The sequence below is a fragment of the Paucibacter sp. JuS9 genome (genome assembly GCF_044043925.2).
In the GTDB taxonomy this organism is placed as follows: domain Bacteria; phylum Pseudomonadota; class Gammaproteobacteria; order Burkholderiales; family Burkholderiaceae_C; genus JAUASW01.
Genome location: NZ_CP194172.1, coordinates 22,618 through 43,828 on the forward strand (window position 1 = coordinate 22,618; position 21,211 = coordinate 43,828).

A 21,211-nucleotide genomic window follows, 5' to 3' on the forward strand; every position below is an offset into this window, starting at 1 on the left:
GCGCGAAGCCCGGCTTTGTGCGGTCAGGGTAGGGCATGCGAGCAGGGTGCACAAGAGGAAGAAGCCGTGGCTTCTGACTCGCCCGGCGGGCCTCATTCAAAATGGCCGGCCAGACCCGCCCCCGCCCATGGAGAACCGATGCGCCTGCGCTTGTGCAACCTGATTCTGCTTGCCGCTTCCGTGGTTCCGCTGGCTGCCCAGGCGGCATGCCCTGCCGCTTCCGCTACCCAGCTGCGCGACGCCCTGAAGCCCGAAGCCAGCCAGGCCGAGCTGGTCATGCTGCAGGCCCAGGCGCTCCAACTGGCCAGTTGCCTGGCCAGCCCGGACCCCGCGTTGCGCGACGGCCTGGGGTTCGAATTGCTCTCGCAATGGATGCGCGCCAAGGCCTTGAAGCCCGAAACGCTGCAAACCCTGCGCGAAAGCCTGTTGCCCATCTTGAGCGGCCCGGATGTCAGTCAGGGCTTTCACGCGCCTTTCGCGGCGTTGGCGCTGGCTGAAATCGCTCGCGTCGACCGCCTGCAGCCCTTCCTCAGCCCGGCTCAGCGCCAGGACCTGCTGGAGCGCGCCTGCGCCTACCTGGCGGGCGTGCAAGACAGGCGCGGCTTCATCACTGGCGAGGGCTGGCGCCATGGCGTGGCCCATGGTGCCGACCTGCTGATGCAGCTGAGCCTGAACGCGGGCCTGGACGCCGCAGCGCAGCGCCGCATCCTGCAGGCGGTGGCGAGCCAGGTGCTGGCCGGCGGCGCCCATGCCTACCAGTTCGGTGAAGGTCAGCGGCTGGCGCGGCCCGCCCTGTTTGCGGCCTGGCGTGGCGATGTCTCGGCGGACGACTGGCAGCAATGGCTCAGCAGCACCCTGGCCGCAGCCATGCCCAAGGCCAACCCGGATGCCGCCATGCTGGCCCGCATGCACAACGCCCGCGAATTCCTCTGGCCGCTCTATTTCAGCCTGAACGAATCACGCGATGAAGCGCTGAAGGCTCGCCTGCTGCCCGCCGTGCGCGCGGCCTTGCAACAGCTCGGCTAGTTGCCCGAAGCGCGCACCAGCGGCTGCAATTGCGTGGCCAGGATCTCTTCGGCCACCTGCCGACCCAGCCGCCGCCCGGCCTCGACGGAGCTGCGGAAATGCACACCGCCCCAGACCCGCGAGTTGACCATCTCCGTGGCCAGGGCATCGACGCTGGCCCAGCTGCGCGTCTGTCCGGTGGCCGAGTTGAAGCGCTGAAGGGTCTTGGGCTGCATCAGCGGATAGAGCGCATCGGCCGTGCCTGCCCACAGGCCGTAGCCCGAGGGGTACTCCGGATCGCTGGGTGTGCGCATCAAGGGCTCCCAGTTGGCATCGCGTTGTGCCGCGGGAGTGAACTCGCTGCTGATCGCGGTCTGCGGCCGCCAGCGCTGGTACTTCAGCTTCAGCAGGCTGCCCAGCAGGCGGCTGTCGAAGTCGCTCATCGACAGCAAGGCAAGCAGGCGTGCCGTCTCCAGCGGCGGCAGCGGATTGACGGCCAGCAGGGTCTTGACGAACTCATGCTCGTCGCTTGGCGGGCTGGAGTTCCAGTAGAGCGCGGCAGCCGTCTGGTCGGCACTGCGGTTCGCGCTCTGTCGGGCGCCGAGCGCCTTGACTTCAGCCAGCTCGCGCTTGCCCAGGTCATTCTCGGGCGATGGCGGCGCGCCGGGCTCGAAGGCCTCCAGCCGGGCGATGCCGAAAGGTGGCAAGGGGTGCTTGTCTATCCTGAAGCCGGACCTGCGGCCGGCCGGTGGCTGGAACACGCCGGCCGCGGCGGCTGGTTTCGGTCCTTCGGTCCGCTCGAAGCCATCGCCGGCGCGCAGGCTCAGCACGGCCTGGGCGGCTCGCAGCCCCAGGGCAATGCCTGCCTGGCGAGCGGCGCCCTCGGGCAAGCGGGCAATCGCATCCGTGTAGGCCCGAGCCAGGGTGCCGTGCTCGGCTTGCGGTTCGGCGCTGAGCACGCCCCACACGGCGGCTGCCACTGCAGCCTCGGGCAGGGCCTGCGGACTGGCCTCCAGCGGCGGGCCGTAGCCCCGGTAGCGGGGCTCGATGGCATTCAAGGCATTGAACACTGCCAAGTCCACCATCACACCGGCGCGTGGCTGGCGCGGTGTGGGCAGCGTCTCGATGGTGGCCGTGGCCTGGGCGGCCCATTCCAGCACCATGCTGGGCTCGGCACTGCGAGCGACCAGGCCGCTGCAAAGCAGGGCGATGCAGCCGATCTTGAGCAGCAGCTTCTTCATCCTGCCTAGCCTCCGTGCCAAAGAGTACGCAACGTACGCTTGGTCACTCACCGGCGCAAGCCCCTGACCTAGACTGGCTCACCGCTCCATGGGGCCTGAAGCTCGATCGACATGAAACAAGCTCGCCAATCTGCCTGGACTTTGCTGGTAGCCCTCCTGTGGCTGATCGCTGGCTGCGGCGGTGGCGGCGGGGCTACGGCCGGGCCGGCTCCTACCCCGACGCCGACTCCCACACCCAACCCCACGGCGCCACAACTCACGACGCTGCGCAGCGACCTGCAAAGCCCATGGGGCCTCGCCTTTCTGCCCGACGGCCAGATGCTGGTGACGCAGAAGGGTGGCAGCCTCGTGCGCCTCGCCGCCAGCGGTCAAGGCGCGGCGACGACGATCACCGGCGTGCCCGCTGTGGCTTCAGCCGGTCAGGGCGGCCTGCTCGACGTGGCCATCGATCCCGATTTCGCCTCCGCGCCCTGGGTCTACTTCAGCTTCTCCGAGCCGGGCGCTGGCGCCGAGGCAGGCAAGGCCGGTACTTCGGTGGCGCGGGGCAAGCTCACCGGCAATGCCTTGACCGAAGTGGCGGTGATCTTCCGCCAGGCGCCCAAGGTCACGGGCAGCGGCCACTTCGGATCACGACTCGTTTTCGCACGTGACAAGACGCTGTTCGTGACCCTGGGCGAACGCCAACTGGGCAGCCCCGCGCAAGACCTGGCACAGACCTTGGGCAAGGTGGTGCGCATCAACCGCGACGGCAGCATGCCCGGCGACAACCCGGCCTTCGGCGTCGGTGCCCGTGCCGGCCTCTGGAGCCTGGGCCACCGCAATCCGCAAGGTGCGGCCTTGCATCCGACGACCGGCGAGCTGTGGGTCAGCGAGCACGGGCCGCAGGGTGGCGATGAAATCAACATCGCGCGCGCTGGTGCCAATCACGGCTGGCCGATCAAGAGCTATGGCTGCAACTACGGGGATCCGGTGGGTGACGCCTGCCGCATCGGCGGCGGCGTGCATGCGCCGGGCTATGTGGAACCGCTGACCTACTGGGTGCCCACGTCCGTGGCCCCAGCCGGCCTGACCTTCTATTCCGGCGCGATGTTCCCGGAATGGCAGGGCCAGCTCTTCTCCGGCTCGCTGGCAGGCACGACCTTGTGGCGTCTGCAGTTGAGTGGCAACACCGTGGCCTCGCGCACCGCCATGCATGCGGACCTGGGCGAGCGCTTCCGTGACGTGAGGCAGGCCCCGGACGGTGCCATCCTCCTGCTGACCGACAGTGGAAAGTTGCTGAGGATCCATCGATGACGGCCTGGATGCTGCGCATGGGCTTCGGCATGGCCCTTTTGCTGGCGGCTGCGCTCTTGTGGGTCTGGTTGCGCCAGGAGCGCATGTTGTTCTATCCCGTGCCCTTGGCGGCCGAGCATCGCTTCGACTTCGGCGCCGATGTGCAGGAAGTGCAGATCCCGGTGGCCGGCGGCGCCAAGCTGTCAGCCCTGCATCTTCGCCAGGACACGCCTAAGGGCCTGGTCTTCTATCTGCACGGCAATGCCGGCAATCTGCAGAGCTGGTTCGTCACTGCCGACTTCTATCGTCGCGCCGGCTACGACCTTTTCATGCTGGACTACCGCGGTTACGGCAAGAGCTCGGGCAAGATCGACAGCGAGGCGCAGTTGCGCGCCGATGTGCGGGCCGCCTGGGACGCGATAACGCCACGCTACGAGGGCAAGCGGCGCGTGATCGTGGGGCGCTCGCTGGGCACGGCACTGGCCGCCGAACTGTCGGTGCAGGTCAAGCCCGATCAATTGGTGCTGATCTCGCCCTATCTGCGCATGGTCGACCTGATGCGCCAGCACTTTCCGCTGCTGCCGACCTGGCTGTTGCGCTATCCGCTCGACACCGCAGCCTCGCTCCGGCATTGGCAGGGGCCGCTGCTGCTCTTGCATGGCGAGCGCGATGAACTGATACCAGCCACGCACAGCGAGCAGCTGCAGATGCTGGCGCCGCAAGGGCAATTGACCCTGATCCGAGGCGCGAGCCACAACGACTTGCAGACCTTCGACCAGTACCTGCAGTCGGTGAAGCAGGTGCTGCCCTAGCGTATTGCAGCTCAGGACGCGTGCAGCGCGCGGCGCAGGATGGCGGCGACATCAAGGCCGCCCGTTGGCATCGCGCCATAGACGCGCCCGGCTTGCGTGCCGAGGCGGCTGGCAATGAAGGCATCTGCCAGGAATGCAGGTGAATGCCGCCGCAGCAGCACGGCCTGCGCCAGCAGCACCAGCCGTTGGCAGAGCAAACGGGCTTGCGCTTCCAGGGCGCCGGGATCGCCCGATAGCAGGGTCTGGAGCGAGTCCGCTTCGGCGCGCAGCGTCGGCTCCGCGTCGCTGCGCCAATCGTCCAGCAGGGCCAGCAATGCCTCGGGCTCGCGCGCAAAAGCACGCAAGACATCGAGGCACATCACATTGCCCGAGCCTTCCCAGATCGAATTGACCGGCGCCTCGCGATACAGACGCGCCATCACGCCGTTGTCGACATAGCCATTGCCGCCGAAGACCTCGATGGCTTCGCCCGACAGCTCCACCGCTCGCTTGCAGACCCAGAACTTGGCTGCCGGCGTGAGGATGCGCTGCCAGCCGCGCTCGCCGTTCTCGAAACCTTGCGCCAGGCGCAGCATCAGCACGGCCGCGGCTTCGCTTTCCAGCGCCATGTCGGCCAGCACCGCTTGCATCAGGGGCTGATCGGCCAGCGCCCGGCCGAAGGCTTGGCGGCGGCGCGTGTAGTGCAGGGCCTGGACCAGCGCCTGGCGCATGATCGCCGCGCTGCCTATCACGCAGTTCAGCCGCGTGTAGCCGGCCATCTCGATGATGGTCGGAATGCCGCGACCCTCTTCGCCCAGCAGCAGGCCGTAGGCATCGAGGAACTCGACCTCGCTGCTGCTGTTGCTGCGGTTGCCGATCTTCTCTTTCAGGCGCTGGATCTGCACCGCATTCTTGGTGCCATCGGGCCGCCAGCGCGGCACGAAGAAGCAGCTGGTGCCGGCTTCTGTCTGCGCTGTCACGAGATGCGCATCGCTCATCGGCACCGAGAAGAACCATTTGTGACCGCGCAGGCGGTACTCACGCCCGCCAACAAGCGTGGCGCACGTCGTGTTGGCGCGCACGTCCGAGCCGCCTTGCTTCTCGGTCATGCCCATGCCTATCCACAGCGAGTTCTTCTGCGCCATCGGCAGGTCGCGCGGGTCGTGCATGGTCGAGCGCAGCTGCGGCAGGAGCGCGGCGAGTTGCGGGTCGCGCGCCAGCACGGGAATGGCGGCCTGCGTCATGGTGGCCGGGCACAGCGTGCCGGCCTCGACCTGGCCATGCATATAGCAGCCGGCGGCAAACGCGCTCCAGCGGCCCGCGCGCTGCGAGATTTCAAAACTCATCGAGACCAGACCCTGGCTGCGGTACATCGCCAGCAGTTGATCCCAGGCGGGGTGGAAGTCGACCTTGTCTATGCGGCGGCCGCGGGCATCGAAAGTGCGCAGTTCGGGCGTGTGGCGGTTGGCGACCTCGGCCAGCGCATAGGTCTCGGCACGGCCCAGTTGCTCGCCATAGCTTTGCATTTGCGGCGCGGCCCAGCGGGCGCTGTTGCGCGCAAGGCCTTCCTGCAAGGCCAGGTCGGTGTCGAAGAGCGGGTAGTCGCTCAGCTCATCGACCTGGTTCGCTACTTCGTGGCTATGCCATGTGCCGTCGGGAGGGCTGCTGCTCACTGGCTGCTCCAAGCTTCAAGAGCTTGAAGTAGAGCGCAGTCGTGCGCAGCTCGCCATCCGGACTTGCGGCAAAGGCCGGAATCTCTCCGGCATGGCTCCAGCCCAGGCGCCGGTAGACGGTTTCAGCCAGCGAGCCGGCTTCGGTGTCCAGCACCAGCAAGCTCCGCCCGGCGGCGCGGGCTTCAGCTTCCACCGCGCGCATCAGACGCCGGCCATGGCCGTGGCCGCGCGCGCTGCTGTGCACGAAGAGCTTCTGCACCTCGGCCCGGTGGCGGCCATTGGCGCGGCTGCACAGGCTCAATTGCACCGAACCCAGCAGGCGCTGGCCAGCAATCAGCAGCACCAGGCGCTGCTCGTGGCCCAGGCGGGCAATCACGTCTTCCCAGTAGTCGTTCGCCTCATGAGGGCTCAGCGGCGCCAGAAAGCCGATCGAGGCGCCTTGGTCTACAGCGTCCACCAGCAGGGCGTTCAGGCGCGCCAGCCAGCTGCGAGCGATCTTGCCGCTGGCGATGCTCAGCAACTGGGGCTCGTCAGGGTTCAGGTCTTCCATCTTGGGTATCAGTTTGGCGCGATTCAATTCGGATGCTGCAGTCGCTTGAAGTAGAGGGCGGCGGCCAGCAGCTCGCCATCGGCGCAGGCGCTGTGGCCCGGGATTTCGCCGGCGCGTTGCCAGCCCAGGTGCAGGTAGACGGCTTCAGCCTGGGTGCCCGCCGGTGCATCCAGCACCAGAAGCGTGCGGCCCTGGGCCAGCGCGGCGCATTCGACGCGGGCCATCAGGCGCCCGGCCCAGCCCATGCCGCGGGCACGGCTGTGCACCATCAACTGCTGGACTTCGCCGCGGTGGTGAGCATTGGCGCGAGGGCACAGCGAGAGCTGCACGCTGCCTTGCAGCCGTTCGCCCTCGCAGGCGATCCAGAGCTGTTGATGGGGGCCCAGGCGCGCCAGCACCTGGTGCCAGTAGTCAAGGGCGGCAAAGCGCGAGAGTGGCGCCAGAAAGCCCAGGCAGGCGCCTTGATGGACGTTGTCCACCAGCAGCTCGGCCAGGGCCGGCAGCCAATGGCTGTCAGACCCGGTCAATTTCAGGATCTGGGTCGGCTGGAGAGTGCGGCGCGACTCCGGTGAAACGGCAGTTTGTTGGGGGCTGGCGAAATGCAGCATCGGGACTCCCTCGGTTCGATGAGAACCCCCGTGCAAACCCCATGCCAGCTTTTGCAGCTGTCGATGGCTGCAGCTACTCTTCGATGCCTGGCTCAGCCATCAACTGACCCTTGCCCGCTTCCTTGGCGGCATAAAGGGCGGCCACCGCACGCGGCATCAGGTCCTCGATGCTGCGGTCGCCAGGGCGCAGCTTGGCCCAGCCGGCGCTGAACGAGATTGCAAAGCCAAGCTCCTTGGGCGCGCGCTCGGCCAGGGCCGCGCGCATGCGCAGGTCGAGCGCCTGCGGACCCTGCGCTTCGCAGCGCGCCATCACGACAGCGAACTCCTGGCCACCGACGCGCGCTGCCAGATCGCCCAGGCGCATCTGCTCCTGCAGGCAACTGCCGAACAAGGCGATGGCCTGGTCGCCAGCCGCTTCGCCATGCTGGATGTTGATCGCCTTGAAGTTGTCCAGGTCCAGCTTCATCACCGCCAGCGGTTCATTGTGGCGGCGGGCCATCGAGATCATGTCGACCGACCGGGCGCTGAAGGCGCGGCGGTTGCACAGGCCGGTTTGCGCATCGGTCTGCGCCAGGCGCTTGAGCGCTGTTTCGGTCTCCGCGCGCCAGGCCACCAGGACCGACATTGCGCAGGCCAGCAGCGCAATGTGGCTCAAGACCGCTGCGGTGATGTTGAGTGGATGGCTGCTGTGCAGTTCCATCGCCGGGTCGCCGGATTGCAAGCCCAGGATGGCGCGCCAGGCTGTGAGTGCCGCCACAGCCAGCAGGGCCAGCAGGAGCAGCACGCGCCAGCGGCGGCTGGAGCGTTCGAGGTTCTTGGCCGGCCAGGCCAGCGCGAGACAGATCAGGCCGAGCTGCACGGCCAGCACGCCGTTGGCCCACAGCGTGCGCAAGGCCGGGTAGTCATAGCCGGCGATGTAGAGCAAGGGCAGCGCCACCGGCAGACCTTGCATCAGCCAGCGGCCCGGCCTTTGCCCGACCCAGGCCTGCAGCGCCCACCACAGCGCACTGAAGCCGGCGCTCAGGAACAGCAGCGCAGCGGCATAGACCCAGCGCCCCGGCCATTGCCCGGCCAGCACGATGCCGGCCCAGCCCAGCGATTGCAGCACCGCCGCGGCCTGCACGAACCGAGCCGCCATGCTCACCGCTCGCCAGCCCATCAGCGCCGGCAGCATGATGGCCAGCATCAGGGCCTGGATCAGCAGCAGGCTGAAGAGGGTGTTGACGTCGAGTTGCATGAGGGGCGTTGTCGGCGGCTGGGGTGCGGCGATTGTGGTGGCAATCGGGCGCGCCGCCTATGGCGCTTTTCACTGAAAAGCCACCTCGGCAAAACTGCGCAGCTTGCGGCTGTGCAGCCGGCTCAGGGAAGCGGCACGCAAGAGCTCCACGGTGCGCAGCCCGATGCGCAGATGCTGGTCGACACGCTCGCGGTAGAAGTGATTGGCCATGCCGGGCAGCTTGATCTCGCCGTGCAGAGGCTTGTCGGAGACGCACAACAGGGTTCCGTAGGGCACGCGGAAGCGGAAGCCGTTGGCGGCGATGGTGGCGCTTTCCATGTCCAGCGCAATCGCGCGGCTCTGGCTAAAGCGGCGCTCGGGCCCGCCTTGCGCGTTGTTGGGCGAAAGCTCCCAGTTGCGGTTGTCGGTGGAGGCGACAGTGCCGGTGCGCATCACGCGCTTGAGCTCGAAGCCCTGCAGCTGCGTGACCTCGGCCACCGCGGTTTCCAGTGCGACCTGAACTTCGGCCAGCGGCGGGATGGGCACCCACAGTGGCAGGTCCTCGTCCAGCACGTGGTCTTCGCGTACATAGGCATGGGCCAGCACGTAGTCGCCCAACTGCTGGCTGTTGCGCAGGCCCGCGCAGTGGCCCAGCATCAGCCAGGCATGGGGCCGCAGGACGGCGATGTGGTCGCTCATGGTCTTGGCGTTGGCCGGGCCGACGCCGATATTGACCATGGTGATGCCGCTGCTGTCGCGCCGCAGCAGGTGAAAGGCCGGCATCTGCGGCAGGCGCGGTGGTGGCACGCCCAGCGAATCGGCGGGCTCGGCCGCCAGGCCGACGCGGCGGGTGATCACGTTGCCGGGCTCCACGAAGGCGATGCAGTCGTCCAGTGGGTCGGGTCTTGCCGGGTCGGGGGCCGAGGCCATCAGCTGGCGGGCCATGCGCACGAACTCGTCGATGTAGAACTGGTAGTTGGTGAACAGCACGAAGTTCTGGAAATGTGCCGGCGAAGTGCCGCTGTAATGGCGCAGGCGCTGTAGCGAATAGTCGATGCGCGGCGCGGTGAAGAGTGCCAGCGGCTGGGCGGCGCCAGCCGCCGCTTCAAGCGTGCCGTTGGCGATGCTGTCGTCCATGGCAGCCAGGTCGGGCAGGTCGAAGATCTCGCGCAGCCGGGCACGCTGCTCGACGGAGAGCTCGCCCTCGATATGCGCCTCTTCGCCGAGCGCGAAATGCAGCGGTATCGGCTCGTGGCTGCTGCCCACTTCCAGCGGCGAATCATGGTTGCCCAGCAGCAGCTCGAACTGTTCGCGCAGGTAGTTGCCGAACAGGCGCGGCTCGGTCAGCGTGGTTTCGAAGACGCCCGGCCCCGCCACGAAACCCCAGGCCAGCCGCGAATCGACGCGGCGCACGCTGCCCGCTCTCAGCCGTACGAACGGATAGCAAGCCCGGACCGGGCCGGGATCCTGCCCCTGCACAAAAGTGCGCAGCGCCTGGCGCAGATGCTGGACACCCGTCTCGTAGATCTGCTGGACCTGGGCCAGAGCGGCCGTGGCGTCGGTGAAGGATTGAGGCGCAAAAAAGGGGGCGGCAGGGCTCATGGCAATGATTGTGGCGCTGCTTTTGGCTGTAGTTTTGGTACTTAAGTGCGCTTGTTACGAATGAGTTTCATGAAATTCAAGGGGTAAACACGATCTTTTGAATGTAGTTTTACTTCACTACGATCCGGGCCCAGACCAAAAAGACCTCTGACGGAGACATCCATCATGCTTGCAGCCGCCTCCCGCCTGCGCCATTGGGCCTCGTGCGCCCGGCGCGCCGCCCTGCTCGTTGCGACCACGGCCTGCCTGGTCGCCTGTGGCGGCGGAGGTGGCGGTTCGTCGGGCAGTGGCGGCAGCACGCCGGTGACGCCAACCCCGCCGGCTCCGGTGGACCCGCTGCTGGCCCTGGGCAATGGCGATGGCTTCCAGACGTTACTTCAGGCGCAGGCGGTCAATCCAGCGGGGAGTGGCGGAGGCACCAGCGAAACTCCGACAACGCTGACCGTTCACTACCGCCGCACGGCCGCCGACTACAGCGGCTGGCAGCTCCACAGCTGGGGCGCGGCCAAGGACCCTGGCTGGGGCGTGGGCAACAACGCGACTGGCACGGACAGTTTCGGCGTGGTGTTCGAGGTGCCGCTGGCCGCGAGCAGCGGTGAGGTCGGTTACCTGTTCCACAAGGGCGACGACAAGGACCATGGCGGCACTGACCAGAAGTACGTGCTGAAAGCCGGCAAGAACGAGATCTGGCGCATCCAGGGCGATGGCGCCAGCTACACGGCCAATCCGCTCGGCGCGGCAGCACCGGATCTGACGACGATTCGCGTGCACTACAAGCGCTTCGATGCCAACTACGCGGCCTGGGGCCTGCATCTGTGGAATGGCAGCGGCCTGGATTCATCCAGGCTGCCCGGCGTGGCCATCGAGCAGTGGAATGCCGCGGCCGCCTTCAGCAAGATGCCTGCCTACGCGGCGGCTGCGGGCGAGGTGGTGTTCGACATTCCTGTGCTCAATCCGAAGGCTGACGCCAGCCGCAAGTCGCTCGAATTCATCATCCACGGCCAGGCACCCAACGAGAACGACAAGGACGGCCGCAGCGACAACATCCGCATCGACTTCGGAGGCCTCGTCGTCAAGAACCAGATGGCTGAAGTCTGGCTGGTGCAGCAGGACGCGACCGTCTACCTGGCGGCGCCTGACACCCGCTCCGCTTCCACCACCGATGCGCGGGCCTTCTGGCTCAACAGGCAGTTGATCCAGTGGCCGAGAGTCGACGGCAGCGGCACCGTGAAGCTCTACTACTCTTCCACCGGACAGGCGGTCGCGCCCAAGGACGGCAAGGTGGCCGGCGCCGAGGGCTCGCTGACCCTGGAGCGTTTCAGTGGCGCCGTGCCTGCGGCATTGGCCGAGCGATTCAAGTTCGTCGCGCCCGGCGCGGTGATGAGCGTGAAGACTGCTGACCTGGCCCAGCTGCCCGATCTCCTGAAGAAGCAGGTGCTGCTGGTGCAGGAAGACGCCAGCGGCAATGTGCAGAACGCGACCACGGCGCAAGTGGCCGGCGCACTGGACGATCTCTATGCGGCCGCAGCCAATGTGACTGACCTGGGCGCGCGCATTGCCAACGGCAGCACCACATTCAAAGTCTGGGCGCCGACGGCGCAGTCGGTGACCGTGTTCACCTATGCGAACGGCACGGCCGACGCGAGCACAGCCGACAAGCTCGCCTTCGACCCGGCCACCGGCATCTGGAGCATCACCAAGAGCGGCGACCTCTCGGGCAAGTACTACAAGTTCGCCGTCGAAGTCTTCGCGCGCGGCACGGGCCTGGTGCGCAATCTGGTCACCGACCCGTACTCCCTGAGCCTTACCGACAACTCGCGCCGCAGCTATATCGCCAACCTCGATGCCGCCGCGCTGAAGCCCGCGGGCTGGGACCAGAGCACGCCGCCGGCCAAGGTCGCGGCCGCGCCGGACATGAGCATCTACGAGCTGCACCTGCGCGATTTCTCGGCCAATGACCCGACCGTCAGCGCAGCCAACCGCGGCAAGTACCTCGCCTTCACCGAGTCCGGCGGTAACGGCATGAAGCACCTGAAGGCGCTGGCGGATGCCGGCCTGACGGACGTGCACCTGCTGCCCGTCTTTGACCTGGCCAGCGTGCCGGAAACCGGCTGTTCCACGCCGGTTCCCACGGGCGCAGCCGATGCAGAGACACAGCAAGCCGCCGTGGCCGCCAGCGCCGGCAACGACTGCTTCAACTGGGGCTACGACCCGTACCACTACACCGCGCCTGAAGGCAGCTATGCCAGCGATGCGAGTGACGGCGCCAAGCGCGTGCTCGAGTTCCGCCAGATGGTGATGGCGCTCAACGCCGCCGGCCTGCGCGTGGGCATGGACGTGGTCTACAACCACACCACCGCCTCCGGCCAGAACGCGAAATCGGTGTTGGACCGCATCGTGCCCGGCTACTACCACCGCTACAACGCGGCCGGCGCGATCGAGACCTCGACCTGCTGCGACAACACGGCGACCGAGAACCTGATGATGGGCAAGCTGATGGTCGACTCGACCATCGTCTGGGCCCGCGACTATCACATCAGCTCCTTCCGCTTCGACGTGATGGGCCACCAGCCGCGCAGCGTGATGGAGCAGCTGAAGAGCAAGGTGGCTGCGGCCGCCGGCCGCCCGGTGCAGTTGCTGGGTGAAGGCTGGAACTTCGGCGAAGTGGAGAACGGCGCGCGTTTCGTACAGGCCTCGATGTGGAGCCTCAATGGCTCGGGCATCGGCAGCTTCAATCCTTTCATCCGCGACGCGGTGCGTGGCGGCAGCCCGTTTGACTCGGGCAATGCACTGATCGCCAACCAGGGCTGGATCAATGGCCTCTGGTTCGACCCGAACGCGCAGGGTGGCGGCAAGAGCAAGGCCGACCTGATGTGGCAGGGCGACCTGATCAAGGCCGGCCTGGCCGGCTCGATCCGCAGCTTCTCGATGAAGACACATTGGGATGCTCAAGTGACGCTGGACCAGCTCAATGGCGCGGGCTTCGTGACCGATCCGTCCGAGGTCGTCAACTACGTGGAGAACCACGACAACCAGACCTTGTTCGACACCAACGCCTACAAGCTGCCGATCACCACTTCGCGCGAGGACCGGGCACGCGTGCAGATGCTGGGCGCGGCGCTGACCATGTTCAGCCAGGGCATCCCGTACTTTCACGCGGGTGTCGACACGCTGCGCAGCAAGTCGCTGGACCGCAACAGCTACGACGCTGGCGACTGGTTCAATCGGCTGGACTGGAGCCATGCCGACAACTTCTTCGGTACCGGCCTGCCGATGAAGACGGAGAACCAGGACAGCTGGACCGTGATGAAGCCCTTGCTGGCCAATGCGGCAATCAAGCCCACGGCCAGCGAGATCGCCTGGACCCGCGACGCCTTCCGCGACCTGCTGAAGCTGCGCGCCAGCTCCACGCTCTTGCGGCTGCGCACGGCCGACGACATCAAGGCGCGGCTGTCCTTTCTCAATACCGGCGCTGCACAGCTGCCCACCGTGCTGGCGGCGCGCGTCGACGGGACGGGCTATGCCGGCGCCGGCTTCAAGGAAATCATCTACCTGGTCAATGCCGACAAGCAGGCGCAGACATTGACGGTGGATGCCCTGAAAGGCCGTGCCTATCAGCTGCACCCGGTGCACCTGGCGCCGGGCGCCGCCGACCGGCGCGTGGCGGCCGAGGCCAGCTTCGATGCGGGCAGCGGCCGCTTCGTGGTGCCAGCACGCTCGGCCCTGGTTTGGGTGCTCAACTAGGACGCAAAATTGAGCGAAGTCAACGGCGATCCGGGATAGGCATGTTCTGATCCCGCTACCGGTCCTCACGCTGAAGGCCGGCAAGGGGGGCAAGATGCCGGTTTCACAGCGCCCCACGGTGCTGATCGTCGACGACAACGCGGAGAACCTGACGGTGCTCGGCGAGTTGCTGCAGCCGCTCTACCAGGTGCGCGCAGCCAATGGCGGCGAGCGGGCGCTGCAGCTGATGGCGCTGGCGCCGCAGCCGGACCTGGTCCTGCTCGACGTGATGATGCCGGGGCTGGACGGCTACGCGGTGCTGGAGCGCTGGCGCAGCGACGCCAGCACGGCCAAGGTGCCGGTGATTTTCGTGACCGCCCTGGGCGCGACCGCCGACGAGGAGCGCGGCCTCGCGCATGGCGCCGTCGACTACATCTCCAAGCCGGTGCGGCCGCCCATCCTGCTGGCGCGGGTCGCGGCCCACATCGAGCTGCACCGGGCCCGGGCCCGCCTGGAAGACCAGAACCGCTATCTCGAGGCAGAGGTGGCGCGCCGCATGCAGGAGAACGAGCGCCTGCGCGACGTCAGCATGCATGCGCTGGCCCGCCTGGCCGAGACCCGCGACAACGAAACCGGCTACCACCTGTTGCGCACGCGCGAGTACGTGCGGCTGCTGGCCGAGGAGCTGCTGGCGCGCGGGGCCTTTGCCGGCGAACTCGATGCCGCCTCGGCCGACCTGATGGTTCGCTCGGCGTCGCTGCATGACATCGGCAAGGTCGGCATCCCTGACCGCATCCTGCACAAGGAGGGCAAGCTCGATGCCCAGGAGTGGGAGATCATGAAGACCCATGCCTGGCTGGGTGCCGAAGCGATAAGCCAGGCCGAGCGCGACACCGGCGCAGGCGCGGGACTGGACCACCTGCGCTATGCCAAGCAGATCGCGCTCAGCCACCATGAGCGCTGGGACGGCGGCGGCTATCCGCAAGGCTTGGCAGGCCTGGACATTCCGCTGGCGGCGCGTCTGATGGCGCTCGCCGATGTCTTTGATGCGCTGACCTGCAAGCGGGTCTACAAGGAAGCCTGGACCCACGAGGCGGCCCGCTCCCTGGTGATCGAACAACGCGGCCGGCATTTCGATCCGGTCATTGCCGATGCCTTCCTGGCCCGCTTCGCGGAGTTCTGCGAGGTGGCGCGACGCTTCAGCGAGGACGATGTCCATGCTGCTGCCAGCGTCTGAGCCGCCGGCCGCCGGGCAGCGCCGGGCCGCCATGCGGCTGGTGCTGGTCTATGCCGTCTGGTCGGCGGTGTGGATTCTGGGGTCGGACTGGCTGCTGTTCCGCCTTGTCAGTGACCCGGGTTGGCTGGCGCAGATGGCCTTGCTCAAGGGCTGGTTCTATGTGGCCATCAGCGGGGCCCTGATCTATGGCGGTGTGCGGGGGATGCAAAGCCGGCCGGCGGGCCCTGGCACGCAAAGCCGGGTGACGGCCCAGCGGCCGCTGGGTTTGCTGCTGAGCCTGTTGGCTGTGCTGGCGGTGGGTGTGCTGGCCATGACGCTGGCCCAGCGCAGCATGCGCGATACCGAGAGTGCGCGCATGCAGGCCGTTGCCGATCTGCATGGGGACCAGACCGAGCTCTGGCTGACCCGCTTGCGGACGTTGGCCGAGCAACTGCAGCAGGACGCCAGTCTTGCGCAGCAGGCGGTGCGGGCTGCGCGCCAAGACGCGGCCGCGACCGAGCTGCTGGCGGCCGAACTGCGGCGCCTGGATTCGGTCCTGGACTTGCAGGACGTGGTGCTGCTGGGGGCCGGCGGGCAGCGCCTGTCGCTCTACCGCGGGCCTTCAGGCCGCGAGGCCGAGCTGTCGCCCGCGGTCGGGCAGCTTGTTGCACACGCGCGGTCCAGCCGTCGCTGGGCGCGCACGGACGTGCTGCCCATCGAGGGCGAGCGCGTGTCACTGGACGTCGCGGTGCCCTTGACCGAACCGGCGACCGGCTGGGTGTTGCTGCTGCGGATTGACCCGCGGCGCGAGCTGTTCGCCTTGCTGCAGGCATGGCCACTGTCCAGCGCGACCGGCGAGACGGCGGTGTGGCGCGTGGACGGCGCCGATCTGGTGGCGCAGAACGATTTCCGTCTGCACGGCGGTTCGGCGGGGCGCTTGCGCCAGCCCTTTGTGCCAAGCCAGACGGTGGCGGCGCGCCTGCTGCGCGGCGAAGGCCAGGTCGGCCAATTGATCGCCGGGCGTGACTACCGCGACGCGCCGGTGTTCGGCTATGCGCGCCGCATCGAGGGCAGCGACTGGGTCCTGGTCGCCAAGGTCGATGCCAGCGAGTTGCAGTCCCATGCCCAGCCCCTGCTGATTGCGATTGCCGCCAGCATGGTCGCGGTGGCGGCTGTGCTGACAGTGCTGTTCCGCCAGCGCCGCTCCAAAGAGGCGCTTCGTTCATTGGAGGCCGAGCGGCTCGAGCAGCGCCACCAGATCGATGCCTTGCAACTGTTCAAGGCGGTGGCCGATGCCTCAACCGACGCGATCTTCGCCAAGGACCTGCAAGGGCGCTATCTGCTCTTCAATCGCGCAGCTGAGCGCATCACCGGGGCGCTGGCCGAGGACACGCTCGGAAAGGACGACAGGACGCTGTTCAGCCCCGAGCTGGCCGAGCGCGTGATGCAGCGCGATGCCGCCGTGCTGGCCGCCGGACGCGTCGACACGGGCGATGAGCTCGTGGACACGGCCGACGGCAGTCGGCGCGTATTCCAGGCGACCAAGGGCCCGCTGTACGACGCCGAAGGACAGTTGTTGGGCCTGTTCGGCGTGTCGCGCGATGTGACGGCCGAGCGGGCGGCGCGCGAGGCACTGAGCGACAGCGAACTGCGCTACCGCATGCTGCTCGAGGCTTTGTCCGAGGGCGTGTTTGTGGCCCAGGACCGACGCATTGCTTATGCCAATCCGGCACTGCTCAGTCTGCTTGGCTACGACATGGCGACGCTGCGGACTCTGCCCTTCGACGCCTTCGTCGCCCCGGAACACCTGAAGCAGGTCAACGAAAACTACGAGCAGCGCGTCGGCGACGGGCCGGAGCCGCCGCCCAATTACGAGATCACCTGGCTGGCCCGCGATGGCCGTCGCATCGACATCGAGCTCAAGGCGAGCCGCATCCGCTACCAGGGCCGCAATGCCGTGCTGGTTGTGGTCGCCGACATCACCGACCGGCATCGCTCCGAGGAGCAGCTGCGCAAGCTGTCGATGGCGGTGGCGCAGAGCCCGGCCAGCATCCTGATCGCAGACACGACGGGACGCGTGGAGTACGTCAATGAGGCCTTCGAGCGCATCAGCGGCATGGCGGCAGCCACCGCACTGGGCCGCACGCTGACCGAGTTGCAGCCAGACCAGGGCGCCAGCGGTCAGTTCGAGGCGATGCGCACCTGTCTGCTCGAGGGGCAGGCCTGGACGGGTGAGTTCAGCCGCCTGCGCCGGAACGGTCAGATCTACGAGGAATTCGTGCGCGCCGCGCCGATCCGCCAGGACAACGGTCAGATCAGCCATCTGCTCCTGATCGGCGAAGACATCACCGAGCACAAACGGCAGGGCCGCGAACTGGACCGGCACCGTCACCATCTCGAGGAACTGGTGGGCCTGCGCACGCTGGCTTTGGCCCAGGCCGAGGCGTTCACCCGCCTGGTGGCAGAGAGCATTCCCGGCATGGTGGGCTATTGGGACAAGGACAGGTGCTGCCGCTTCGCCAACCATGCCTACGCGCGCTGGTTCAATCGTGAGCCTGCAGGCATGCTGGATCAGCGCATGGCTGAGGTGCTGCCGGAGGATCTGGCCATTCAGATCGAGCCGCATGTGCAGGCGGCCTTGCGCGGCGAGGTCCAGCATTTCGAGATCCAGGCGAGCGACGGTGCCGGCGTTCGGCATTCGCTCTGGGGGCATTACTCGCCCGACCTGCGCGACGGCACGGTGCAGGGCTTTTTCGTGCTGGTGAACGACGTCAGCGAACTCAAGCAGGCCGAGGAACAGCTGCAACGCCTCAATCTCGAGCTGGTCCAGGCGCGCGACCGTGCCGACGCGGCCAACCTCGCCAAGAGCGCTTTCCTGGCCAATATGAGCCACGAGATCCGCACGCCGATGAATGCCATCATCGGCCTGAGCCACCTGCTGCGCCGCGACAGCGCCGACCCGGTGGCGCAGGAGCGGCTGACCAAGCTCAGCGGCGCGGCCCAACACCTGCTGCAGGTGATCAACGACATCCTGGATCTGTCCAAGATCGAATCGGGCAAGCTGGTGCTGGAGGACCATTCCTTCGGCCTCGCCGAGCTGCTGGACCGCAGCTGCGAGCTGGTAGCCCAGCGTGCCGCCGAGAAGGGGCTGGAGTTGGTGATCGTCATCGATCCGGCGCTGCCCTGCCAATGGCGCGGCGACCCCACGCGCCTGTCGCAGGCGCTACTCAATCTGCTCAGCAACGCGGTCAAGTTCACCGAGACCGGCCATGTCTGCTTGCGAGCCTCCCAGGTCGGGCGCGAGGGCGACGAGGCGACATTGCTGTTCGAAGTGCTGGATACCGGCATCGGCATCGAGCCGGACCTGCTGCCGCGGCTGTTCCGCGACTTCGAGCAGGGCGACAACTCGACCACGCGCCGCTATGGCGGCACCGGCCTCGGCCTGGCCATCACTCGCCACTTGGCCACGCTGATGGGCGGCGAAGTCGGCGTGGACAGCCAGCCCGGCGCGGGGAGCCGGTTCTGGATCAAGGTCCGCCTGCGCACGGGTGTGGAGTCGGCCTGGTCGGCCCCTGTCGAGCTGGCCGGGCGTCGGGTGCTGCTGCTGGACGATCTGTCGCTGGCACGAGAAGCCGGGGCCGAACTGATGCGCCGGCTCGGCTTGCGGGTCGATGCCTTCGCCGATCCGGCCGAGGCCCTGGCCGCCTTGCGTCAGGGCCTGCGGCCGGAGCTGTTGCTGATCGACTGGCGCCTGGGTGCGAGCGACGGCCTGCAGCTGCTGGGCAGATGGCGCCAGGTTCTGGGCCCGTCCTGCCCACCTGCGCTGCTGCTGAGCCAGGGCGACGAGCTGGGCCTCGCCCAGGCGGCCCAGCAGGCCGGCTTCGCGCGCGTGCTCGCCAAGCCCTTGATGCTGACCAGGCTCGCGCAGGTGCTGGTCGAGCAGCTCGGCGGCGGTGCCAGCGCGCGGACCCAGGCGGTCGCAGGCATGACGCCGCTGGACCTGCTGGCGGCGCGCCATGCTGGTGCGCGCATCCTGCTGGTCGAGGACAACCCGATCAACCAGGACGTGGCGATGGAGTTGCTGCGCACGGCCGGCCTGCAGGTCGAGCTGGCCGGTGACGGGCGCCAGGCCCTCGAGCTGCTGGCGGGCAACGACTTCGACCTGGTGCTGATGGACATGCAGATGCCGGTGATGGATGGCCTGGAGGCGACGCGCCAGCTGCGCTTGCAGCCGCGCCTGTGCAAGCTGCCAGTCGTGGCCATGACGGCCAATGCCTTCGGCGAGGATCGCCAGCATTGCCTGGACGCGGGCATGAATGACCACATTGGCAAGCCGGTGGATCCGGATCAGCTCTACGCCACCTTGCTGCGCTGGCTGCCGGCGCCGTGTGCGGCAGTGGCAGTCGAACCGGTGGCACCTGCCGCAACTGAGAGCGAAGCGCTGCCGGCGGGCCTGGATCGGGTGCCCGGGCTGGATCTGAACGAGGGCCTGCGCTTCGTCGGCGGGCGGGCCGGCACCTACCAGCGGGTGCTGCGGCAGTTCGTCCAGCACTTCGACCGCGCGTCCCTGCCCGAGATCGGCGAGGGCGCCCGGTCGCACGACGAACTGCGGCGCTGGGCCCACTCGCTCAAAGGCGCGGCAGCCGCCATCGGGGCCCAGGAACTGAGCGAGGAGGCGGCCCGTCTCGAATCGGGCGCCTTGCTGCCGCTGCCGCAGCTGATGCCGCTGCGCGCACGCGTCGAGAACCGCCTGGTCGAACTGTTGCAGGGGCTGGCCGCGATCGATCAGGGTGGCGACGAGACCCGGCCGGGCGGGCTCGATGAGCTTGGCGAGCCGGACCCCAACCAGCTCGACCGTCTGGAGCAATTGCTCGCAGCCGGCGATTTCCGCGCGCAGGCGCTTTACCGCGAGCTGGCCGGCGCCATGCGCGCCAGCTTCGGCCCGTCGGCCCATCAGCTGGGTGACCTGATTCGGGCCTTCGATTTCGGCGCCGCGCTGCCGGTGCTGCAGCGCCTGCGTCAGCGCCGCTGAGTGGCAAGGGTGCGCCGGCCGCTTGGCACCTGAGTTGCGCGATTGCCGCACAAAAGACGCGCACCTGCGCTGGACTTGAGCGACGTCAAGATCTATGGTCGCCCCTGAGTCATACGCCGCGCCGATGTCGCGCGGCGGTGGCCCAGGGAGCCGTGCAAGATGTCAATGACTCAGCGTCCGCTGATCCTGATCGTGGACGACAACGCCGAAAACCTGCAGGTGCTTGGCGACCTTCTTCAGCCGCATTACCGGGTGCGGGCCGCAAACTCGGGCGAGCGTGCGCTGCAATTGCTGGCGCTCGACCCGTTGCCCGACCTGGCGCTGCTGGACGTGATGATGCCGGGCCTGGATGGCTATGCGCTGCTCGAGATCATTCGCAAGGAGCCGCGCAGCGCCGAACTGCCGGTGATCTTCGTCACCGCACTGGGCGCAACCGAAGATGAAGAGCGCGGGCTGGAACGTGGTGCGGTCGACTACATCACCAAGCCCTTGCGGCCGCGCGTGCTGCTGGCCCGGGTGGCAGCCCATGTGGAGTTGCAAAGGGCGCGGGCGGTCCTGCGCCAGCAGAACAGCGATCTCGAAGCCGAGGTGGTCCGCCGCCTGCAGGAGAACGAGCGGCTGCGTGATGTGAGCATCCAGGCGCTGGCGCGGCTGGCCGAGACGCGGGACAACGAAACCGGCAACCACCTGCTGCGCACCCGCGAATACGTGCGCACACTGGCGATGCGCTTGCGCGAATTGCCTCGCTATGCCGAGGAGCTGGATGGCCCAGCCATCGACCTGATGGCGAGATCGGCGCCGCTGCACGACATCGGCAAGGTCGGCATCCCGGATCGCATCCTCCTGAAGCCAGGCAAGCTCGACGCCGAGGAATGGAACATCATGAAGACCCATGCCGAGTTGGGCGCCGAGGCCATCGAGCAGGCCGAGCGCGATGCCGGCAGCGGCGGTGATCTGGCCTATTTGCGCTATGCCAAGCAGATCGCGCGCAGTCACCACGAGAGGTGGGACGGCAGCGGCTATCCGCAAGGCCTCGCCGGTGAGGCCATACCACTGGCGGCGCGCCTGATGGCGCTGGCCGATGTGTTCGATGCGCTCAGCAGCAGGCGTGTCTACAAGCCAGCATGGACCGCCGAAGCGGCGTGCGAGCTGATCGTGGCGCAGCGTGGCCGGCATTTCGACCCTGAGGTGGTCGATGCCTTTCTGGCCGAGTTCGAGGCGTTCCGGGCCATTGCCTCCCGGTACTCGGACGTCGACACCGACATCGGCGCGGTCTGAGGCG

General features: G+C 67.6%; 13 protein-coding genes. 7 read left to right on the plus strand and 6 right to left on the minus strand.

Features of this window, described 5'->3' with window-relative positions; all coding sequences use genetic code 11:
* The first annotated feature begins 138 nt into the window (after window positions 1–138).
* Complete coding sequence (locus ABT392_RS00110) at window positions 139–1,026, plus strand: DUF2785 domain-containing protein (RefSeq protein ID WP_395384448.1); 888 nt, start codon at window positions 139–141, stop codon at window positions 1,024–1,026.
* Here the strand turns inward: ABT392_RS00110 and ABT392_RS00115 are convergent.
* On the minus strand, window positions 1,023–2,246 hold the full coding sequence (locus ABT392_RS00115; protein ID WP_395384447.1) for a vanadium-dependent haloperoxidase: 1,224 nt from the start codon (window positions 2,244–2,246) through the stop codon (window positions 1,023–1,025). The two genes, ABT392_RS00110 and ABT392_RS00115, sit on opposite strands and share 4 nt — an antisense overlap.
* Before the next feature lie 111 nt (window positions 2,247–2,357).
* Between ABT392_RS00115 and ABT392_RS00120 the strand changes: the two genes are divergently transcribed.
* Together ABT392_RS00120 and ABT392_RS00125 are read left to right on the plus strand one after the other, a co-directional pair.
* Window positions 2,358–3,539 carry a PQQ-dependent sugar dehydrogenase gene (locus ABT392_RS00120; protein ID WP_395384446.1) on the plus strand — a complete coding sequence of 394 codons (1,182 nt, stop codon included), beginning with the start codon at window positions 2,358–2,360 and terminating at the stop codon, window positions 3,537–3,539.
* Window positions 3,536–4,330 carry an alpha/beta hydrolase gene (locus ABT392_RS00125; protein ID WP_395384445.1) on the plus strand — a complete coding sequence of 265 codons (795 nt, stop codon included), beginning with the start codon at window positions 3,536–3,538 and terminating at the stop codon, window positions 4,328–4,330. The genes ABT392_RS00120 and ABT392_RS00125 overlap by 4 nt, the downstream gene beginning before the upstream one ends.
* A gap of 11 nt (window positions 4,331–4,341) precedes the next feature.
* On the opposite strand, the gene ABT392_RS00130 is transcribed toward ABT392_RS00125, so the two are convergent.
* The 5 genes from ABT392_RS00130 to ABT392_RS00150 all read right to left on the minus strand — a co-directional run bounded on the left by ABT392_RS00130 (window position 4,342) and on the right by ABT392_RS00150 (window position 9,958).
* Window positions 4,342–5,982, minus strand: a complete 1,641-nt coding sequence (locus tag ABT392_RS00130) for an acyl-CoA dehydrogenase family protein (RefSeq protein ID WP_464970870.1) — start codon at window positions 5,980–5,982, stop codon at window positions 4,342–4,344.
* On the minus strand, window positions 5,948–6,559 hold the full coding sequence (locus ABT392_RS00135; protein WP_395384444.1) for a GNAT family N-acetyltransferase: 612 nt from the start codon (window positions 6,557–6,559) through the stop codon (window positions 5,948–5,950). Before ABT392_RS00135 ends, ABT392_RS00130 begins: the two co-directional genes overlap by 35 nt.
* The gene (locus ABT392_RS00140; protein ID WP_395384443.1) at window positions 6,556–7,059 is read right to left on the minus strand and encodes a GNAT family N-acetyltransferase; all 504 of its coding nucleotides are present in this window, start codon (window positions 7,057–7,059) and stop codon (window positions 6,556–6,558) included. Before ABT392_RS00140 ends, ABT392_RS00135 begins: the two co-directional genes overlap by 4 nt.
* Window positions 7,060–7,213: 154 nt before the next feature.
* Window positions 7,214–8,377, minus strand: coding sequence for a GGDEF domain-containing protein (locus ABT392_RS00145; protein WP_395384442.1), 1,164 nt, complete (start codon window positions 8,375–8,377; stop codon window positions 7,214–7,216).
* Between the two features lie 69 nt (window positions 8,378–8,446).
* On the minus strand, window positions 8,447–9,958 hold the full coding sequence (locus ABT392_RS00150; protein WP_334279312.1) for an AMP nucleosidase: 1,512 nt from the start codon (window positions 9,956–9,958) through the stop codon (window positions 8,447–8,449).
* Window positions 9,959–10,123: 165 nt separating this feature from the next.
* Here ABT392_RS00150 and ABT392_RS00155 point away from each other — a divergent pair, with 165 nt between their 5' ends.
* The 4 genes from ABT392_RS00155 to ABT392_RS00170 all read left to right on the plus strand — a co-directional run bounded on the left by ABT392_RS00155 (window position 10,124) and on the right by ABT392_RS00170 (window position 21,207).
* A complete protein-coding gene (locus tag ABT392_RS00155) occupies window positions 10,124–13,702 on the plus strand; it encodes an alpha-1,6-glucosidase domain-containing protein (protein WP_334279311.1) in 3,579 nt (1,192 codons plus the stop codon).
* Window positions 13,703–13,796: 94 nt separating this feature from the next.
* Window positions 13,797–14,918 carry an HD-GYP domain-containing protein gene (locus ABT392_RS00160; protein WP_395384441.1) on the plus strand — a complete coding sequence of 374 codons (1,122 nt, stop codon included), beginning with the start codon at window positions 13,797–13,799 and terminating at the stop codon, window positions 14,916–14,918.
* Window positions 14,893–19,929 (plus strand): PAS domain S-box protein, encoded by a 5,037-nt coding sequence (locus ABT392_RS00165; RefSeq protein ID WP_464970871.1) that lies wholly within the window; start codon window positions 14,893–14,895, stop codon window positions 19,927–19,929. The genes ABT392_RS00160 and ABT392_RS00165 overlap by 26 nt, the downstream gene beginning before the upstream one ends.
* Window positions 19,930–20,088: 159 nt before the next feature.
* Window positions 20,089–21,207: an HD domain-containing phosphohydrolase gene (locus ABT392_RS00170; protein ID WP_464970872.1), complete on the plus strand. Its 1,119-nt coding sequence runs from the start codon at window positions 20,089–20,091 to the stop codon at window positions 21,205–21,207.
* The last annotated feature ends 4 nt before the right edge of the window (window positions 21,208–21,211 follow it).

Excerpts from the sequence above, each read along its gene's own strand:
- ABT392_RS00110 (WP_395384448.1), top strand. The coding sequence starts at position 139 with ATGCGCCTGCGCTTGTGCAACCTGATTCTGCTTGCCGCTTCCGTGGTT.
- ABT392_RS00115 (WP_395384447.1), bottom strand. The coding sequence starts at position 2,246 with ATGAAGAAGCTGCTGCTCAAGATCGGCTGCATCGCCCTGCTTTGCAGC.
- ABT392_RS00120 (WP_395384446.1), top strand. The coding sequence starts at position 2,358 with ATGAAACAAGCTCGCCAATCTGCCTGGACTTTGCTGGTAGCCCTCCTG.
- ABT392_RS00125 (WP_395384445.1), top strand. The coding sequence starts at position 3,536 with ATGACGGCCTGGATGCTGCGCATGGGCTTCGGCATGGCCCTTTTGCTG.
- ABT392_RS00145 (WP_395384442.1), bottom strand. The coding sequence starts at position 8,377 with ATGCAACTCGACGTCAACACCCTCTTCAGCCTGCTGCTGATCCAGGCC.
- ABT392_RS00150 (WP_334279312.1), bottom strand. The coding sequence starts at position 9,958 with ATGAGCCCTGCCGCCCCCTTTTTTGCGCCTCAATCCTTCACCGACGCC.
- ABT392_RS00155 (WP_334279311.1), top strand. The coding sequence starts at position 10,124 with ATGCTTGCAGCCGCCTCCCGCCTGCGCCATTGGGCCTCGTGCGCCCGG.
- ABT392_RS00160 (WP_395384441.1), top strand. The coding sequence starts at position 13,797 with ATGCCGGTTTCACAGCGCCCCACGGTGCTGATCGTCGACGACAACGCG.
- ABT392_RS00165 (WP_464970871.1), top strand. The coding sequence starts at position 14,893 with ATGTCCATGCTGCTGCCAGCGTCTGAGCCGCCGGCCGCCGGGCAGCGC.
- ABT392_RS00170 (WP_464970872.1), top strand. The coding sequence starts at position 20,089 with ATGTCAATGACTCAGCGTCCGCTGATCCTGATCGTGGACGACAACGCC.